Here is a 16633-nt window from a genome sequence, read left to right as displayed (position 1 = left end):
CCCTGCTGGTGCTGTCTGCCGTGCCTGCCCTGTCCGCCCTGCCTGCCGTGCGCGGGGCCGGCCGGCTCACGGCGCGTCCGCCACGAGCTCGACGATGGTCGCCTGGCAGTACCCGCCCCGCCCGCTGGCCACCAGCGCGCAGCGGTCCCCCGGGCGCAGCCGGCCCGAACGGTCGGCGTGTTCGAGCGCCATCAGCGAGTCCGCGCCGAAGTTGTGCCCCCGCTCCGGCAGCAGGTCCAGGCAGATCCGCTCGAACGGGAAGCCGGACTGGGCACTGAAGTTGGTCCACACCATCCGGTTGGACAGGTGCGGCATCACCCAGTCGATCCCCTCCAGGCCGACGCCCGTGCTCAGCGCCGCGCGCCGGATGGTCTCCAGCGTCTGCGCGCGGATGACCTCGGCGTTCGCGGTGGCCTCCGCCTTCGACATCCGCAGGTTGCGGTGGAAGCGGGGGTCCCGGCTGACGGCGCCGCCCAGGTGGCGGTAGCGCGGCCGGTCCGCGGCGCCGGGGCCCTGCACCACGATCGCGGCCACGCTGTCCCCGGAGACCGACCGGCCGGGGAAGACCCGGGCGCGGTCGTTGCAGCTGCCCTGGTCGCCGGCGAGCACCAGGACCCGGTCCTCCGGGTCGGCGGCGCGGCGGCGCAGGTAGCGGCGGGCGAGTTCGATCGACCGCAGCACGGAGACGCAGTTGATGTGCGAGACGCCGTAGAAGCGGCCGGGGGGCAGGTCGAGCCGCTCGCTCATCCGGTCCCGGAACTCGCCGCACAGGTCGATCTGACGGAGCAGCAGCGTGTGGCCGTAGAGGACCAGTCCGGCCGGCCGGCCGTCGAGCGCGGCCAGGCCGGCCGCGACGAGCTGGTCCTCCATCCGCTCGTCCTCGGCCAGGGTCAGGCTGTCGCGCAGGCCCATGGCCCTGAACATCCGGCTCTCCCGGGTGCCGTACCCGGCCCGCTCCACCACGTCGGCCACCGGCTCGACGCGGCCTGGCAGCCGGACCGCCACCCGGGAGAGGCCGACGGCCCCGGGGGCGGCCTGCGACGGGGCGCGCGACGACAAGGCGGCCGGCGAGGGAGCGGCCAGCGACCGGACGGCCACCGAGGGAGCGGCGACGGAGGAAGCGGCCGGCGCACGCGTGGTGCGGCGGGCGGCGGCGGGCAGTTGGGCGGCGGCCCGCGCGGTGAGCACGGGGCGGTCGACCTTGCGGTTGGCGTTCAGCGGGAACTCGTCGAGGTACTCGAAGCGCAGCGGGATCAACGGCCTGGGGCAGAACACCGCGAGCTCCTCGATCAGGGCGGCGGCGGGGCGGGGCGTACCGGTGCAGAAGGCGAACAGCTCGCCGTCGACGGCCACCGCCACGGCGTCGGTGACCCCGGCGCAGCGCCGCACTCCCGCCTCGACCTCGGCGAGCTCGACGCGGACCCCGTGGATCTTCACCTGGTGGTCCCGGCGGCCCAGGTAGGCGAGTTCACCCTCGGGCCGGCGCCGCACCAGGTCGCCGGTGCGGTACCAGCGCCGCCCCGCGTGGTCGAGGAAGCGCCCCTGGTCGTCCGCCGGGTCCAGGTAACCGGGGAACATCTGCGGTCCGGTGACGCACAGTTCGCCGGTGAGCGGGTCCGGGTTGCCCTCGGCGTCGACCAGGAGGTGGTCGCTGCCCGGGTGCGGCGTGCCGATGGGCACGATGTCGTTGACGCAGCGCGCGGGCGAGGTGGCCGGGTCCCACCGGTGCGCGCTGCAGGAGATGGTCAGCTCGGTGGGGCCGTAGAGGTTCTCCACCCGGGAGTCGGGGGCGGCCGCCTGCCAGTCGGCCGCGTCCCGGCCCAGCAGCGGCTCGCCGCAGAACAGGCTGTACCGCAGGCCCGCCAGCGCGTGCGGGGCGAGCGCCTTCAGCCGCCGCAGCAGCGGGATCACGCTGGGCGAGGAGAACCAGACGGTGATGCCGGACCGCGCGACGAAGGCCGGCACGGCGGTGAAGGCCTGCGGCGGCATCGACACCAGCGTGCCGCCGCTGCCCCAGGCGGCGAAGAGGTCGAACATCGCCAGGTCGAAGGTGAGGTCGAAGGTCTGGGAGAAGACGTCGGCCGGCGTGAAGCGGTAGCGGTCGTGCGTGAAGCGCAGGTAGGCGTCGACGTTGCGGTGCAGGACCGGCACGCCCTTGGGGCGGCCGGTGGAGCCCGAGGTGAACAGGATGTAGGCCACCTCGTCGGGTCCGGGCGTGCGGGGGTGCGCCAGCGCGGCGGCGCTCGGTTCGTGGACGACCGCCACGCCGCGCAGCGCCTCGGCCAGTCCGGGCAGCAGCGCCAGGCCCTGGGCGTCGACGATCAACGCGTCCAGTCGGGCCGCGGTGATCATCCGGCTGGTCCGCTCGGCCGGGAAGTCGGGGTTGAGCGGCACCACCGCGGCCCCCGCGTACCCCGCCGCGAGCACGCCCGCGTAGGCCTGCTCGCTGCGGGCGGCCAGCAGGCCGACCCGGCGCGGCCCGGGACCGCCGCCACGGGCCACCAGGTCACCGGCAACCAGGTCACCGGCCAGGGCCAGCGCGCGCTCGTGCAGCCGCCGGTAGCTGAACCGCTCGGCGCCGATCCGCAGCGCCACCGCCTCCGGATCGGCCCGCGCGCCGCGCAGGAACCAGCCGTGCAGGGGGCCGGCACCGGCCGCCGCCTCCGGCCCTGCGCTGGCGCTGCTGACTGCACTGGCACTGGTCATCGTGCTCCTCCGGGCGGGTGCGGCGGCCGGGGCGCGGGCCCGCGGCCGACGGGTGATGGATGTCCTGGGCAGGCAGTGGTGGCGACGGCGGTCGTTCCCGCGGTGGCGACGGCGGTCGTGCCGGCGATCGTGCCAGCGGTGGCGACGGCGGCCGTGACGGCCACGGCGACGGCCACCACCAGGTCGACCTGGTGGGTGAGGGTCACGGCGATCTCGTGCACGCCGGCCTCCTCGGCCAGCTGCCGGGCGCCACCGGACAGGGTGACCACGGGGGCGCCCCAGGAGTCGCCGGTGACCTCGATGTCCCGCCAGCGCAGCCCCTGCCCGAAGCCGCGGCCGAGCAGCTTGCAGGTGGCCTCCTTGACGCAGAACCGCCCCGCCAGCCGCTCCACGCGGCGCCGCGGGCCCAGCTCGCCGGCCTCGGCCAGCTCCGCCTCGGTGAACACCAGCGCGCGGTAGCGGTGGTGTTCGGCGACCCGCGCGAAGCGGGAGACGGAGAGCAGGTCCACGCCGATCCGCATCCGGCTCAACTCCCCGCGTGGGAGGCGTTGGCGGTCAGCCGCAGCGCCGCGGTGTCCACCGCGTCCAGCAGCAGCCAGCCCTCCCGCAGCGGGCCGCTCGCGTGCACCAGCACCCGTTCGCCGTCCCGCACCCGGCCCGCCGCCAGCGCCCGGTGCAGCGCCAGCCACCCGTCGCACGCGCCCCGGCCCGAGAAGCGGTGCGCCACCGCGCCCACCGCCCCGTCCGGCGGCCCCTCGCCGCACCCGGCCACCCGCAGCGGCCCCGCGCCACGGCGCACCCGCAGCCCCACCGCGGCGAAGTGGCCCGGCACCCGCGCGTCGGCGAAGAGCGGCTCGTCGCAGACCACCACCGTCGCGCCCGACTCCTGCGGTACCGCCCAGCCCAGCAGGTCGAAGACCACCGTGCCGCCCAGCTCCTCCAGGTGCGTGATCCCCACGTCCTCGCCCACCCAGCCCGACTCGTGCACGAGTTGGGCCAGCGAGGCCACCATCGAGTCGCGCAGCGGACCGGAGCGCACCAGGAAGAGCGGCTGCTCCACCGGCGGAGCGCCCAGCCCCGCCAGCGCCAGGGCGCTCACATCCGGCTCGCCGCCCGTGGTGTCCTGCGAGGAGAGCACCAGCACGTGCTCCGCCGGGATGCCGTGCTCCCGTTCCAGGCGGAAGAGCGGCACCGCGTCCACCGGGAACGAGCCCAGCGGCACGTAGTGCTCGAACGGCAGGGTCGCCACACTCAGCGCCTCGATGCCGAGAGTGACCGTCCCGGTCCACCCGTCCTGGGTCAAGCCGCCCTGGAGCAAGCCGCCCTCGGTCCAGCCATCCTGGGTCAAGCCGTCCTCGGTCCTGTCCGCACTCACGAGTCCTCCAGGACCTCGACGATCACCGATTGGAAGTAGGCGCCCTGGCCGACCGAGACCAGCGCGCACCGGTCGCCCGGGCCCACCCGCTGGGTGCGGTCGGCGTGTTCCAGGGCCATCAACGCGTCCGTGCCGAAGTTGTGGCCCCGCTCCGGGACCAGGTCCAGGCAGATCCGGTCCCAGGCGAAGCCCGACTCGCTGCTGAAGCCGCGCCAGAGCGTCCGGTTGGACAGGTGCGGCATCACCCAGTCGATCCGCTCCAGGTCCAGGCCCGCGCTGCGCGCCGCGCGCCGGACGGTCTCCACCGTCCGGGTCCGCACGCTGCCGGCGAACGCGGCCGACTCCGCCGGCGACATCCGCAGGTTGCGGTGGAACCGGGCGTCCCGCTCCGCCGCGCCGCCCAGGTAGCGGTAGCGCGGCCGGCCGGCGGCACCGGGGCCCCGCACCAGGACGGCGACCACCGCGTCCCCCGCCACCGTGAGGCCGGGGATGATCCGCGACCGGTCGTGGTGGCTGCCCTGGTCGCCGCCGAGCACCAGCACCCGTTCGTGCGGTGCGGCGCCGGGCCGGGCCAGGTAGCGGCGGGCCAACTCCACCGAGCGCAGCACCGACGTGCAGTTGACGTGCGAGACGCCGAAGAAGCGGGCGCCGGGCAGGCCCAGCCGCTCGCGCAGCCGGTCCCGGAAGGCGCCGCAGAACTCGGGCTCCGGGAGCAGCAGGGTGTGCCCGTAGAGCACCAGTTCGGCCGGTTCGCCGCCGAGCGCCGCGCGGCCCGCCTCGACCAGCAGGTCCTCGGTCCGCTCGCCCTCGGCCAGCGTCGGGCTCTCGCGCAGGCCGTGCAGCTTGGCGAAGACCCGCCGTTCCCTGGGGCCGCACCCGGTGCGCGTCAGGATCTCGTCCACCGACTCGACCCGGCCCGGCAGTTGGACCACCACCCGGGAGAGCCCGACACCCATGGCCCGCCCCCGGTGGCGGGCGGCGGCCGCGGGAGCACCACGGGTGCCGAGGATCTCGGCTCGCTCCATCAGAACTCACCTCCCTCGATCGTGGGTTCGGGGCCTGCGGGCCGGCGCTCGTCGAGGACCTCGACGACGACCGCCTGGAAGTAGGCGCCCAGCCCGATGGCCACCAACGCGCACCGGTCCCCCGGGCGCAGCCGGCCCGAACGGTCGGCGTGCTCCAGCGCCATCAGCGCGTCGGCGCCGAAGTTGTGCCCCAGCTCGGGCAGCAGGTCCATGCAGATCCGGTCCTTGGGGACACCGGACTGGCTGCTGAAGGCGCGGGTGAACATCTGGTTGGAGAAGTGCAGCATCACCAGGTCGAGTTGGTCCATGCCGAGGCCGGCGGCCCGCGCCGCCCGGTCCAGCACCGCCACCGCCTGCTCGGAGCAGACCTTCTGGAAGAGCGCGGCCGCCGACGAGGTCATCCGCATGTTGCGATGGAAGCGGGTGTCCCGGCCCGACGCGCCGGCCAGGTACCGGTAGCGGGCGCCGGCGGCGGTGCCGTGCACCAGCAGTCCCACCGCCGCGTCCCCGGCCACCGTGGTGCCCGCGATGTAGCGGCCACGGTCGCTGGCGCTGCCCTGGTCGCCGCCGAGCACCAGCACCCGCTCCCGCGGATCGGCGCCGGGCCGGGCCAGGTAGCGGCGGGCCAGCTCCACCGAGCGCAGCACCGAGGCGCAGTTGATGTGCGAGACGCCGAAGAAGCGGGCGCCGGGCAGGCCCAGCCGCTCGCGCAGCCGGTCGGGGAAGTCGCCGAACAGGTCGACCTCCGCCATCAGCAGGGTGTGCCCGTACAGCACCAGCCCCGCCGTCCCGCCGTCCAGCGCGGCCCGGCCGGCCGTCACCAGGAGGTCCGCCATCCGCTCGCCCTCGGCCAGCGTCGGGCTGTCGCGCAGCCCGTAGACCTTGGCGAACATCCGGCGCTCCAGCGGGCCGCAGCCCGACCGGACCAGGATGTCGTCGACCGGCTCGATCCGCCGCGGCACCCGGACGGCCACCCGGGACAGGCCCACGCCGCTCGGCTCCACCGGGCTCACCTCCCGGTGCGGGCGGCGGCGGGCCCGGCGCCGCTGCCCGAGTGCCCGGCACCGCTGCGACCGGTGGTTCGCTCAGTGCTGGGGACGGCCATCGGCGTCGCCCTTCCGGTAGCCGCGCTCCACGTGCAGCCGCTGGATGTTGCTGGTCCCGTCCATGAACTCGAAGGCGCCCACGTCCCGCGTCCACTTCTCCAGCAGCGGGTGCTCCAGCAAGCCCGCCGGGCCCATCGCGCCCGACGCCCAGCGCCCGGTCGCCACCGCCATCGCGGTGGCGCCCAGCTTCGCCGCGCTCGACAGGTAGGCCCGCCGCGGATCGTGGTCCATCCACCCCGCGGCCTCGCAGACCAGGTCCCGCGCGGCCCGCGCCCGCGCCAGCACCAGCTCCAGGCCCGGCGCGCCCTTGCGGTGCTCGCCCACGTACTCCGCCATCGCCAGCGCCGTGCCCACCGCCGCGGCGGCGACGTGCAACCGGACCTGGTTGAAGGTCTTCAGCGCCCCCCAGAGCCCCCGTTGGGCGGTCGGCAGGTGCCCGCCCAGCAGCATGTCCCCCGCCACCGGCACCCCGTCGAACGCCAACTCGCTCAGGTAGGCACCCCGCAGGCCGATCGTCTCCAGCCGCCGGGCCGACCAGCCGGGGGACGGCAGCTCGACCAGCGCCGCCCGGATCGACAGCGCCGAGGGGCCGGTGCGCCCGAACACCACCCCGACGCCGCCGCGCGCCGCGTTGCCGACGAACCGCTTGGCGCCGAAGAGCAGCCAACCGCCCGCCCCGTCCGGCTCGAAGCGCGTCTCCATCGCCCCGGCGTCGCTGCCGTGCGCGGGCTCGGTCATGGCGAAGAAGGGCCAGGTCCGCCCGCCGTGCAGCCGGGTGTAGAAGCGCTCCTGCTGGTCGGGGCTGCCGAGGAGTTCGACCAGCACGCCGGTCAGGCCGGGGCAGGGGCAGGCCAGCACGGTGGCCGCGTCGCCGCGGGCGGTCTCGATCAGGCCGACCACGTTCTGCAGGCAGGTCCTGCGGTCCGGCAGCGAGACGCCGGCCGGAAGCCCCAGGCCGCCGGGGATCGACTCGCGGTACTCGGCGGGGGTGTCGGACTGCCGGAACAGCGTGAAGACCGGGGAGTCCAGGTGGGCCGCCATCGCCTCCGGGTCGGCGTCGATCGGCAGCGCGCGGGCCCGCAGGTCCTCGGCGGCCTCCCTCGACAGGTCGCGGACCGCGCGCAGGTGGGCGTCGAACTCGATCACCGCGCCACCCCGTCCCGGGGGATCCAGCTGCCGGCCACCAGGCAGGAGACGTGCAGCGCGCGGCCCGGGCTGTCCGCCAGGTAGCCCGCGGCGCCGTAGAGCTTCGCCACCTCCCAGCCCAGCTCGTCCAGCCGGGTGTGGATGTCGGCGAGCGCCACCGGCTCGCGCTGCTCCGCCGCGTAGGCCCGCAGCATCTCCACCCCGGCCATGACGTCGGCCACGGCGCCGGTGATCAACTGCTTGCGGATCAGCGGCTCGTCGCCGGACAGGCGCCCCGACAGGTGCTCGACCACCTGGTCCAGCACCCGCCGCAGCAGGCCCAGCCGGACGGCGGCCAGCAGCCGGCCCACGTCCGCCAGTGCGCGGGTGCCGGTGGGACGCTCGCCCGGGCACTCCAGGAAGACGATGCCCTCCCCCTCGGCCAGCCGGTGCCGCAGCACCGGGGCGCCGTCCGGCAGGTCCTGGGCGGCGATCGCCGCGTACCGGCCGGGAGCCGTGCCCGCCACCGGCGTTCCCGCCAGCAGCAGGGCCAGGCCCGCCGCCAGACCGGCCTCGCGCCCGGTCCGCTCGCACTCCGCCATGCTGGTACTCACGAGTCCTCCTGGACCTCGACGACAATCGATTGGAAGTAGGCGCCCTGGCCGATCGCGAACAGCAGGCAGCGCTCGCCCGGCCGCAGCCGGCCCGCGCGGTCCGCGTGCTCCAGCGCCAGCAGCGCGTCGGTGCCGAAGTTGTGCCCCAGCTCCGGGATCAGGTCCAGGCAGATCCGGTCCTTCGCGATGCCCGAGCTCCGGCTGACCCGGCCCCAGAACATCCGGTTGGACAGGTGCGGCATCACCCAGTCGACCTGGTCGGTGGTCAGGCCGGCGGCCGCCACCGCCCGCCGCACGGTGCGCACCGTCTCCTCGAAGCAGACCTCGTTGAACAGGTCGGCCTCCTGCCGAGACATCCGCAGGTTGCGGTGGAAGCGGCTGTCCCGGCCCACCGCGCCGCCCAGGTAGCGGTAGCGCGGCCGGTGCTCCGCGGTGGCGGCGTGCACCAGCAGCGCCACCGCCGCGTCCCCGGCCACCGCGACGCCGGGGATGACCCGGGCCAGGCCCTGGAAACTGCTGCCCTGGTCGCCGCCGAGCACCAGCACCCGCTCCCGCGGATCGGCGCCGGGCCGGGCCAGGTAGCGGCGGGCCAGCTCCACCGAGCGCAGCACCGAGGCGCAGTTGACGTGCGACAGGCTGTAGAGGCGGGCGCCGGCCGGCCCCAGCCGGGAGCGCAGCCCGTCGAGGCAGGCGTCGGACCGGTCGAGCTCCGAGGCCAGCAGGGTGTGCCCGAACAGCACCAGCCCGGCCGTGCCGCCGTCCAGCGCGGCACGGCCCGCCTCGACCAGCAGGTCCTCCATCCGCTCGTCCTCGGCCAGCACCGGGCTCCGGCGCAGGCCGTGGACCTTGGCGAACATCTTGCGCTCCATGGCCCCGCGCCCGGCCCGCAGCAGGACCTCCTCCACCGGCTCGGTGGACCGGGGCAACCGCACCGCCACCCTGGACAGGCCCAGGGCGGCGGGGGACGGCGGCGGGAGCGCCACCGGTCAGGCCGCCGGGCTGGTGGCGAAGGCGGCCTGGACGTAGTCGACCAGGGTGCCCACCGTGCGGAACACCTCGGGCCCCAGCTCGTCCGGGTCGATCTCCAGACCGACAGTGTCCTCCAGGCTCATCAGCAGCTCGATGACACTGGTCGAATCCAGCGCCAGGTCCTCGAACAACCGCGCGTCCTCACGCAGTTCGGGCACCTCACGGTTGAGCACCTCGGACAGGCTGCGCTGCAGCTGGACCAGGATCTCGGTACGCTCCATCAGAACTCACTCTCCTTGTCGGCCGCCGCGCCGCGGCGGTACAGGTACTGCGGACGCATCAGGTCCTCCGGCTCGTCGCGGCTGCGCACCAGGTGGGCCGCGCCGTCCACGACCAGCACCTCGGCCGGGAACCCGTGGCTGAGGAACAGCCCCGGCGAGGCCGAGGGCCCGTAGGCGCCGGAGCACTGGATCCCGACCAGGTCGCCGGGGACCAGGGCGGGTAGCGAAGCGTGCTTGAGGACCGAGTCGTTGGGCGTGCAGAGCGGCCCGGTGACGTTCCACGACTCGTCCTCGCCGACATCGGCCGCCTCCTGCGCGCGCCGGCTCAGCAGGGCCGCCGGGAAGTTGCGCTTGACGAAGGAGCCGATGCCGACCGCCGCCATGTGGTGGTGGGTGCCGCCGTCCGCGATCGCGAACCGCTCGCCCATCGACTCCTTCACGTAGCGCACGCCGAGCAGGTAGACCCCGGCCCGGCCGGCCAGGTAGCGGCCGGACTCCATGATCAGGCGGGTCCCCGGGTGCTCGGCGGTGAAGGCCGCCACCAGCGGGTTGACCTGGGCGGCGACCTCGGCGGGGTCGATGTCCCGCTCGCCCTCGAAGTACGCGACGCCCAGGCCCCCGCCGATGTCCACCGTGTCCAGCCGGATGCCCGTGCTGTGCGCCACCCGGTCGGCCAGATCGAGGATGTAGCGGGTGTTCCGGCCGACCACCTCGGCGTCCAGGATCCGGGTGCCCAGGTAGACGTGGACGCCGGCCACGTCGGCGTACCGGTACTTCTTCGCCAGGTTGCCGGCGGCGAGCACCTGCGCCTCGTCGATGCCGAACTGGCGGGGCTTGCCGCCCATGGTCAGCCGGGAACCACCGATCGCGCACTCCGGGTTGACGCGCAGCAGCACCCGCTGGCGCAGCCCCCGTTCGGCGGCCAGGTGCTCGATGTCGTCCAGCTCGTCGAAGGACTCGCAGACGATCGCGTGCACGCCGCTCTCCAGGCAGGCGATCAGCTCCCGCTCGCTCTTGCCCGGTCCGAGGAAGATGATGTCCTCGGGCGGGGCGCCGGCCGCGAGCGCGGTGCGCAGTTCGACCAGCGAGGAGACCTCGGCCCGGGCGCCACCGGCGCGCAGCACGTCGAAGACGCTGATGTTCGGATTGGCCTTCAGCGAGTAGAAGACCTCGACGGCCGGGTGCAGCACCTGGCGCAGCCCGGTGATCGCCGCCGTGAGCACCTCGCCGTCGTAGACGTAGAGCGGCGTGCCGAAGCGCCGCGCCAGCTCCTCGTACTCGATCCCCTGGATCCTCATGACCGGTCACCCGCCATCTCGTGAAGGCGCCGCTCCGCCTCGTCGCGCACGGCCAGCACCGCGTCGGCGGACCCGGCGAGGCAGATCGCGTAGAGCCGTCCGTGGAAACCGCCCTGCTCGGCCGCCGCGTTGAGCGTCGCGAAGTTGTTGATCAGCACGCCGGGCCGACCCGTGCCGTCGAGGAGCAGGTCGCCCAGCGCCCGCGCGACCTCGGCGAAGGTGTGCGCCCGGGTCAGGCGCAGCCCGAAGGTGGCGGCGATCGCGTGGGTGCCCTCGGGGATGAACCGCTCGGCGATCCGGCTCTGGTAGGTCGACATGTTGAACCTGGCGTTGATCTCCAGGCAGGGGTAGAGCGTGCCGTCGCGGCCCAGCATGGCGTCGACGCCGACCATCCCGAAGTAGCCCTCGGCGTGCAGCGCGCGGCCGATCCGCCGGGTCGCCTCGTGCAGTTCCCCGACGACGGCGGACGGCAGCTCGACCGGGAAGCGGTGGCCCTGGTGCACGCCGTCGCGCAGCACCGCGGCCTTGACCGTCTCGAACCGCACGTCCCCGGTGCGGGAGACGACGAACTGGTAGTTGAGGTCCTGGGCGTGCTCGATCCAGGACTCGACCACCAGGTTGGCCGGGGCCTCGGCGCCGCGCCGCTCGATCAGGCGCAGCAGCCGTTCGGCCCCGCGCCCGTCCTCGACGCGCACCATGCCGCGCCCGGAGACCCCGAGCGACTCCTTCACCACCACCCGGCCGCCCAGGGCCAGTTGCCCGGTGAGCGCGCCGCGCAGTTCGCCGACCGTGCGGCAGATCCGCCCCGGCACGTCGCGCAGACCGGTCTCCGCCACCAGCCGGCGGCTGAAGATCTTGCCGTTGACGGCCTTGCAGGTGGCGGCGCTCGGGCCGGCCAGCGGCAGCCCGGTCGCCTTGGCCAGCTCCTCCTCGGCGGCGGAGACGCCCAGCGGCATCAGGTAGGTGCGCCCGTCGTCGAGCGACCGCAACCTCTCCAGCAGCCGCGGAGAGACCAACGCGTCCTCGGTGACCATCCGCTGGGGGTCGTGGTTCTCCACCGAGACGGTGCGGCCGGCCGCCGCGCCGAGGCCGGCGAGGTAGGCGGCGAAGTCCGGGTCCAACTCGGCCTTGAGGAGCACGATGTCGCCCTCGTCGGCCAGCAGGACGCCCAACTCCTCCATCCGGTTGACCGTCGCCCCCGCGAAGGAGATGTCGGCTCCCGGCAGTTTCGGTTCCCCGACCGCCCAGCTCCGTTCCACCTCGAAGTTGTTGACGAAGACGAAGCGGGCCGCGGAATCGCCCGTGAGATCGTGTTTCAACCGCTCAACGAAATTCATCGCGCTCTCTCTTCTCCGATCTCGGCGTTCTGCGGTTCCGGTGTCCTGCGGTGCCGGCGTTCTCGGGCCCTGGCGTTCTGCGGTTCCTGGCGTTCCGCGGTGCCGCCTCATCCGTCAGCCGTCCCGCACCGCTCCATCCGCGCCGCGAGGCTCCGCAGCGATGCGGCACTGGCGAGTTGACCGACCGTCAGACCGTGCCAGTCCAGCTCTCCCAGCTCCGCCAGCAGCCGCGGCAGCCGCAGGACGCGCCCGCCGGCCGCCGCGTAGCTGTCGGCCGGATCGACCCGGGCGAGCCCGTTGACCTCCGCCGTGACGGCCAGCAGGACCCGCTCGGCCTCGCCGACGGGTGCCGACTCGGCGACCGACTCGGCGACCGACTCGGCGGCCGACTTGGGGGCCAGGTCGGGGGCGGGCCCCGGCGGCGCGGCGGCGAAGCCGATGAGTTCTGCGGCCTGACTGACCGTCAGATCTATCCCGGGCTCCCGATGGGCGTCCAGCAGCCGGGCGTACCCGCGCAGGAAGTGCTCGACCGTCTCCCGGTCCATCACCTCGTCCATCGCCTGCAGGGCGAGGGTGATGCCGTCGGACCACTCGTAGATCCGGAAGTAGACGTCCGAGCCGGCCGTCGCCCAGTCGCTCGGCTCGGCGTTCCAGACCAGCCGCTCCCGACGGGTCCGGCAGGAGCGCGGCGCGTTGTCCAGGAAGTTCAACTCCGAGGCGATCCGCAGCGGTCGGCGCCGGCGCCGGCTCTCCCGCTCGACCAGCTCGGCGAGCCGGTCGTACGGGACGTGGGCGTGCGTGATCGCCTGCTCGACCCGGTCCGCGGCGCGGCGCAGCACGGTGCTGAACGCCGGGTCGTCGGTGAGGTCGATCGAGGCCGCCGTGGGATAGGACATGCAGGTCAGCACCGAGTGGTAGCCGCTGGCGTCCCGCTGGCTGGTGTACATCCGGTGCGCGACGCGCCGCTCGCCGGTGTACGCGGCCACCGCCACCGCGTAGGCGGCCAGTTGGACGGCGGACGGCCAGACCCGCGCCCGTGCCGCGATGGCGCGCGAAGTCGCCAGCAGCGACGGCACGGTGAGCGAGGCGCTGTGCGCCGCGCCGGGCGCCCGGGACGCGTCGCGGCGCGCGGCGAAGACGTCGTCGGGCAGCCGCCGCAGCTCGCCGTGCCAGTGCGCCAGCGCCGCGTCCACCTCGGCGGCCGGCCGCCCCGCCTCGTAGCGGGCCAGGTCCACCGGCTGCTGGGGCACCGGGGCCAGCGCGACGGGCCGGCGCTCGACGCGGGCGGCCAGCAGCGCGTCGAGGTCGCGGCAGAGCACGTCCAGGGCCACGTCGTCGAAGGAGAGGTGGTTGAAGACCAGGTGCAGCCGCCTCAACCGGCCGCCGGTGGTGACCGCGCAGGCCCGGACGGGCCACTCGCGGCCGAGGTCGAACGGGGCGCGGACCAGCTGGCGGATCACCTCGGCGGGCGGCGGCGTGCCGTCGTCCTCGGTGGTCGCCTCGCGCACGGGCAGCGGGGCCGGCGGCTCGACCCGCTGCAGCGGCCACGGCCGGGCGCGCAGGTCGTAGACGGTCCGCAGGCCCTCGTGCCGGCGCACCAGTTGGGTCAGCGCCTGCCTGGCGTGCTCGGTGGTGCAGCCGGCGGGCAGCGGGTAGTCGGCCGTGATGTGGGCCTCGTGCCGCGAGCCGGCCGGGACCTGGTGGTACCGCAGCAGGTGGTAGTGCTGGCCCCAGCACAGCCGAGCACTCCTGGTTGCGAGCATCTACCTTCCCTCCGCCGCCTGTTCGGGTCCCCATTCGCAGCGATAATCGCCCGGGGCGACCGGATCGCGTCAGTACTCGGCGGTGGCACCTTGCGGCCGGTAGAAAGCTGCCACCGGAATGCGTCGGAAACCGCTCGCCGATCGTTGACACCGGATTTTTCGGCAGGCGAGCATAACCGCTGTCCGGTGGCGGTGAATTGTGGAGAAGCAGCGGGCCGGACCGCGGCGCGCGTGTCCTGACACGGCGCCGGCAGCGGACGGAGGGTGAATGCGGAACGCGATCACGGCGTGCGAGCGGGCCGGCCACCGGGACGGCCTCGCGGACGGCCTCGCGCTGGCGCTGGACGGGGTGGACGCCGACGCGGCGCCGGGCGGGATCGCGGCGCTGCCCTCGGCCGCCGTGCCGGCCGGGGCGCGGGTGCTGCGCCACCCCATGGCGGCCGGCGAGGGCATCAGCTTCGTGCGGGCCGCGCCCCGGTGGCCCGGCGCGCCTGACGGCCCGCCACCTGGCGGACCACCACCTGGCGGACTACCCGGCAGACCGTCCGGCCCCGCACCTGGCAGACCATCCGCCGGACGATCCGCCGAGCTCGCCGAGCTGGCCGAGCTCGCCGAACTGGCCGAACTGGCCGAACTGGCCGTCCGGCTAGGCGCGGTGCGGATCGGGGTCACCCGGCGGCTGATGGAGCAGGTCGTCGCGCACCTGTCCGACCGCGTCGTCGGCGGCGAGCCCACCGTGGCCAAGCAGTTGGTCCAGGGCGCGCTGGCCGACGCACTGGTCGCCACCGAGGCCGCGCGCTGCTGCCTGCTGGTGGCGGACCCGCTCGCGGTGGTCACCGATGTGCACGACCGGCTGACCGCCGTGGACTGGGAGCTCGCGAAACTGCTGGGCGCGAGCGGCTACGTCGGCCGCAACCCGGCCTCGGGCGCCTACGTGTCCCGGCTGACCGCGAACTGCTGGGTGCCCAGGAGGCGTACGGCATGAGCGGGCCACTGGAACTCTCCCCCGAGCTGCGGGAACTCTCTCCTGGGCTGCGGGAGTTGCGCGGGCTCAGCCGCGAACTCGCCGCCGACCTGCGCCGCGACGCGCTCGCGGTGGACGCCGACCCGTTCGACACCGATCGGCTGCGGACCTCCGCGACGCTGGAGCTGCTGCGCCTGATGGGCACCCCCAAGGCGTTCCGCACCCAGGCCGTGCCGCCCTGCGCCGACGAGTTCACCGGCAGCGCGCTGGGCCGGGTGGTCGCCAACATCGAGCTGGCCGGCGGTGACGTCGGGGTGCTGAACGCCTGCGCGGCGCCGTCCCTCGCCGGACTGGCGGTCGAGGCGCTGGGCGACGAGAGGCAGCAGGAGTTCTTCTACCGGGACCTGGCGGAGCGGCGCTCGTGGACCTTCTTCGGGATGACCGAGCCGGCCCGCGGCAGCGACGCGACCGCCATGGAGACCCGCCTCGACCCCGAACCCGGCGGCGGCACCCATAGCGGCTCCGGCGGGTCCGGCCCCGGGTCCGGCCACGCGTCCGGCCACGCGTCCGGCCACGCGTCCGGCCCTGACGGCTACCGGCTGAACGGCGCCAAGCGCTACGTCGCCAACGCGGAGCGCGGCACGATCGGCGTGGTCTTCGCCCGCACCGGCCAGACGGCCCTGTCCATCAGGGCCGTGCTGCTGCGCCATCCGACGCCCGGCTTCACCGGCACGGCGCTGGACATGATGGGGCTGCGCGGCGCGTGCATCGGCCACATGTCCTTCGAGGACGTGCCGGTCCCGCGCGAGATGGTGCTCGGCCGGCACCTGCCGGCGTCGCGCCGCGGCATGTGGGGGGCGGTCCGGGCGTTCAACGTCATCCGGCTGCAGATCGGCGCCCAGGCGCTCGGCGTGGCCCTCGCGATCCGCGACTACGTGTGCGCGCGGCGCCCCGGCTGGTCGGGGCACGAGCTGATGTCGGCGCGCCTGGCGGCCGCCCGCGAGCTGATGTACCGCCACGCGATCGAGATCGACCGCTCCCCCGACGATCGGCGGGCGCCGTCCATCGCCAAGCTGCACACCACGGACCTGGCCGTCGAGGCCACCCGGTGGGCGGAGGCGGCCCTCGGCCCCGGCTCCCTGCTGGCACACCCCCTGCTGGAGAAGTGGTGCCGTGACGTCTACGCGTTCGAGTTCATGGACGGCACCAGCAACATCCTCCGGCTCACCATCGCACCCGACGCGGCCCCTCGGCGATCCCGGGCCTGAGGTGGTGGGAGTACCGGGTGGCGTGCCGGACGCGCCGGACGTACCGGACGTGCCGGACGCGCCGGACGCGCCGGACGTGCCCGGCGCGGGCGAGTGCCACCTGTGGCTGGTCCCGGTGCGCCCGCGCCCCCACTGGCTGGGCCTGCTGGACCCCGCCGAGCGGCTGCGGGCCGAGCGGCTCGCCGGCACGCCCGCCGAGCACGTCCACCTCACCTCCCGGGCGGCGCAGCGCCTGATCGGTTCCCGCTACCTCGGCGTCCCGCCGCACGAGGTGACCGCGAGCCGCGACTGCGGGCACTGCGGCGCCCCGCACGGCAAGCCCCGGTGGCGGGCCGGCGAGGTCGACTACTCCGTCTCGCACACCGACCGCTGGCTGATCCTGGCCGTCACCGGCGCCGGACCGGTGGGCGCCGACATCGAGAGCCCCGCCTCGATCACGGACCCCGCCGCCCTGGTCAGGTCCGCGCTGACCCCCGGCGAGGCGGCGCGCTTCCACCGGCTGCCCGCCGCGCGGCGCACCGCGTGGCTGCTCCGGGCGTGGACCCGCAAGGAGGCGGCCATGAAGCTGACCGGGCTCGGGCTGCGGGCACCGCCGAACCAGCTGGACGTGCGCGGCCCGACCGTCCGCGCGGGTGAGGTCCCCCGGTGGCCGCACGGCCCGGTCCACCTCTCCGCCCTCGCCGTGCCCGACGGCCACGTCGCGGCGCTGGCGACCACCACTCCGGTCACCGCGCTGCGCCGGCTCCAACTCCCGCCCGACCGCTGACCGCGCGCCACGCCGACTGTGCCGACGCCCGACGCC

General features: G+C 74.9%; 15 protein-coding genes. 3 read left to right on the top strand and 12 right to left on the bottom strand.

Annotation, left to right across the window (positions count from 1 at the left end; all coding sequences use genetic code 11):
* Positions 1-66: 66 nt before the first annotated feature.
* The 12 genes from OG455_RS33990 to OG455_RS33935 form a co-directional block, all read right to left on the bottom strand.
* Positions 67-2706 (bottom strand): amino acid adenylation domain-containing protein, encoded by a 2640-nt coding sequence (locus tag OG455_RS33990; protein WP_266300132.1) that lies wholly within the window; start codon positions 2704-2706, stop codon positions 67-69.
* Positions 2703-3227 (bottom strand): holo-ACP synthase, encoded by a 525-nt coding sequence (gene acpS / locus OG455_RS33985; RefSeq protein ID WP_266300131.1) that lies wholly within the window; start codon positions 3225-3227, stop codon positions 2703-2705. The genes OG455_RS33990 and acpS overlap by 4 nt, the downstream gene beginning before the upstream one ends.
* Before the next feature lie 5 nt (positions 3228-3232).
* Positions 3233-4081 (bottom strand): hypothetical protein, encoded by an 849-nt coding sequence (locus tag OG455_RS33980; protein ID WP_266300130.1) that lies wholly within the window; start codon positions 4079-4081, stop codon positions 3233-3235.
* Positions 4078-5106 carry a 3-oxoacyl-[acyl-carrier-protein] synthase III C-terminal domain-containing protein gene (locus OG455_RS33975; RefSeq protein WP_266300129.1) on the bottom strand — a complete coding sequence of 343 codons (1029 nt, stop codon included), beginning with the start codon at positions 5104-5106 and terminating at the stop codon, positions 4078-4080. The genes OG455_RS33980 and OG455_RS33975 overlap by 4 nt, the downstream gene beginning before the upstream one ends.
* The gene (locus tag OG455_RS33970; protein ID WP_266300128.1) at positions 5106-6110 is read right to left on the bottom strand and encodes a 3-oxoacyl-[acyl-carrier-protein] synthase III C-terminal domain-containing protein; all 1005 of its coding nucleotides are present in this window, start codon (positions 6108-6110) and stop codon (positions 5106-5108) included. Before OG455_RS33970 ends, OG455_RS33975 begins: the two co-directional genes overlap by 1 nt.
* 81 nt (positions 6111-6191) lie before the next feature.
* A complete protein-coding gene (locus OG455_RS33965; protein ID WP_266300127.1) occupies positions 6192-7358 on the bottom strand; it encodes an acyl-CoA dehydrogenase family protein in 1167 nt (388 codons plus the stop codon).
* Entirely contained in the window at positions 7355-7951 is a 597-nt protein-coding gene (locus tag OG455_RS33960) for an acyl-CoA dehydrogenase family protein (protein WP_266300126.1), read from the bottom strand. The genes OG455_RS33965 and OG455_RS33960 overlap by 4 nt, the downstream gene beginning before the upstream one ends.
* Positions 7948-8883 (bottom strand): 3-oxoacyl-[acyl-carrier-protein] synthase III C-terminal domain-containing protein, encoded by a 936-nt coding sequence (locus tag OG455_RS33955; RefSeq protein WP_266301056.1) that lies wholly within the window; start codon positions 8881-8883, stop codon positions 7948-7950. The genes OG455_RS33960 and OG455_RS33955 overlap by 4 nt, the downstream gene beginning before the upstream one ends.
* 54 nt (positions 8884-8937) lie before the next feature.
* Positions 8938-9201 (bottom strand): acyl carrier protein, encoded by a 264-nt coding sequence (locus OG455_RS33950; RefSeq protein ID WP_266300125.1) that lies wholly within the window; start codon positions 9199-9201, stop codon positions 8938-8940.
* A complete protein-coding gene (locus OG455_RS33945) occupies positions 9201-10499 on the bottom strand; it encodes a type III PLP-dependent enzyme (RefSeq protein ID WP_266300124.1) in 1299 nt (432 codons plus the stop codon). The genes OG455_RS33950 and OG455_RS33945 overlap by 1 nt, the downstream gene beginning before the upstream one ends.
* On the bottom strand, positions 10496-11818 hold the full coding sequence (locus OG455_RS33940; protein ID WP_266300123.1) for an ATP-grasp domain-containing protein: 1323 nt from the start codon (positions 11816-11818) through the stop codon (positions 10496-10498). The genes OG455_RS33945 and OG455_RS33940 overlap by 4 nt, the downstream gene beginning before the upstream one ends.
* Positions 11819-11943: 125 nt before the next feature.
* Positions 11944-13599, bottom strand: a complete 1656-nt coding sequence (locus tag OG455_RS33935; RefSeq protein ID WP_266300122.1) for a condensation domain-containing protein — start codon at positions 13597-13599, stop codon at positions 11944-11946.
* Between the two features lie 268 nt (positions 13600-13867).
* Here OG455_RS33935 and OG455_RS33930 point away from each other — a divergent pair, with 268 nt between their 5' ends.
* From OG455_RS33930 to OG455_RS33920, 3 genes are read left to right on the top strand one after another with little or no spacing between them, the layout of a single operon-like run.
* Complete coding sequence (locus OG455_RS33930) at positions 13868-14584, top strand: acyl-CoA dehydrogenase family protein (RefSeq protein WP_266300121.1); 717 nt, start codon at positions 13868-13870, stop codon at positions 14582-14584.
* Entirely contained in the window at positions 14581-15831 is a 1251-nt protein-coding gene (locus OG455_RS33925) for an acyl-CoA dehydrogenase family protein (RefSeq protein ID WP_266300120.1), read from the top strand. Before OG455_RS33930 ends, OG455_RS33925 begins: the two co-directional genes overlap by 4 nt.
* Before the next feature lie 22 nt (positions 15832-15853).
* Positions 15854-16597: a 4'-phosphopantetheinyl transferase superfamily protein gene (locus OG455_RS33920; RefSeq protein ID WP_266300119.1), complete on the top strand. Its 744-nt coding sequence runs from the start codon at positions 15854-15856 to the stop codon at positions 16595-16597.
* Positions 16598-16633 lie beyond the last annotated feature (36 nt).

The organism is Kitasatospora sp. NBC_01287 (assembly GCF_026340565.1).
Lineage (GTDB): Bacteria > Actinomycetota > Actinomycetes > Streptomycetales > Streptomycetaceae > Kitasatospora.
This window is presented reverse-complemented; position numbering and strand designations above follow the sequence as displayed.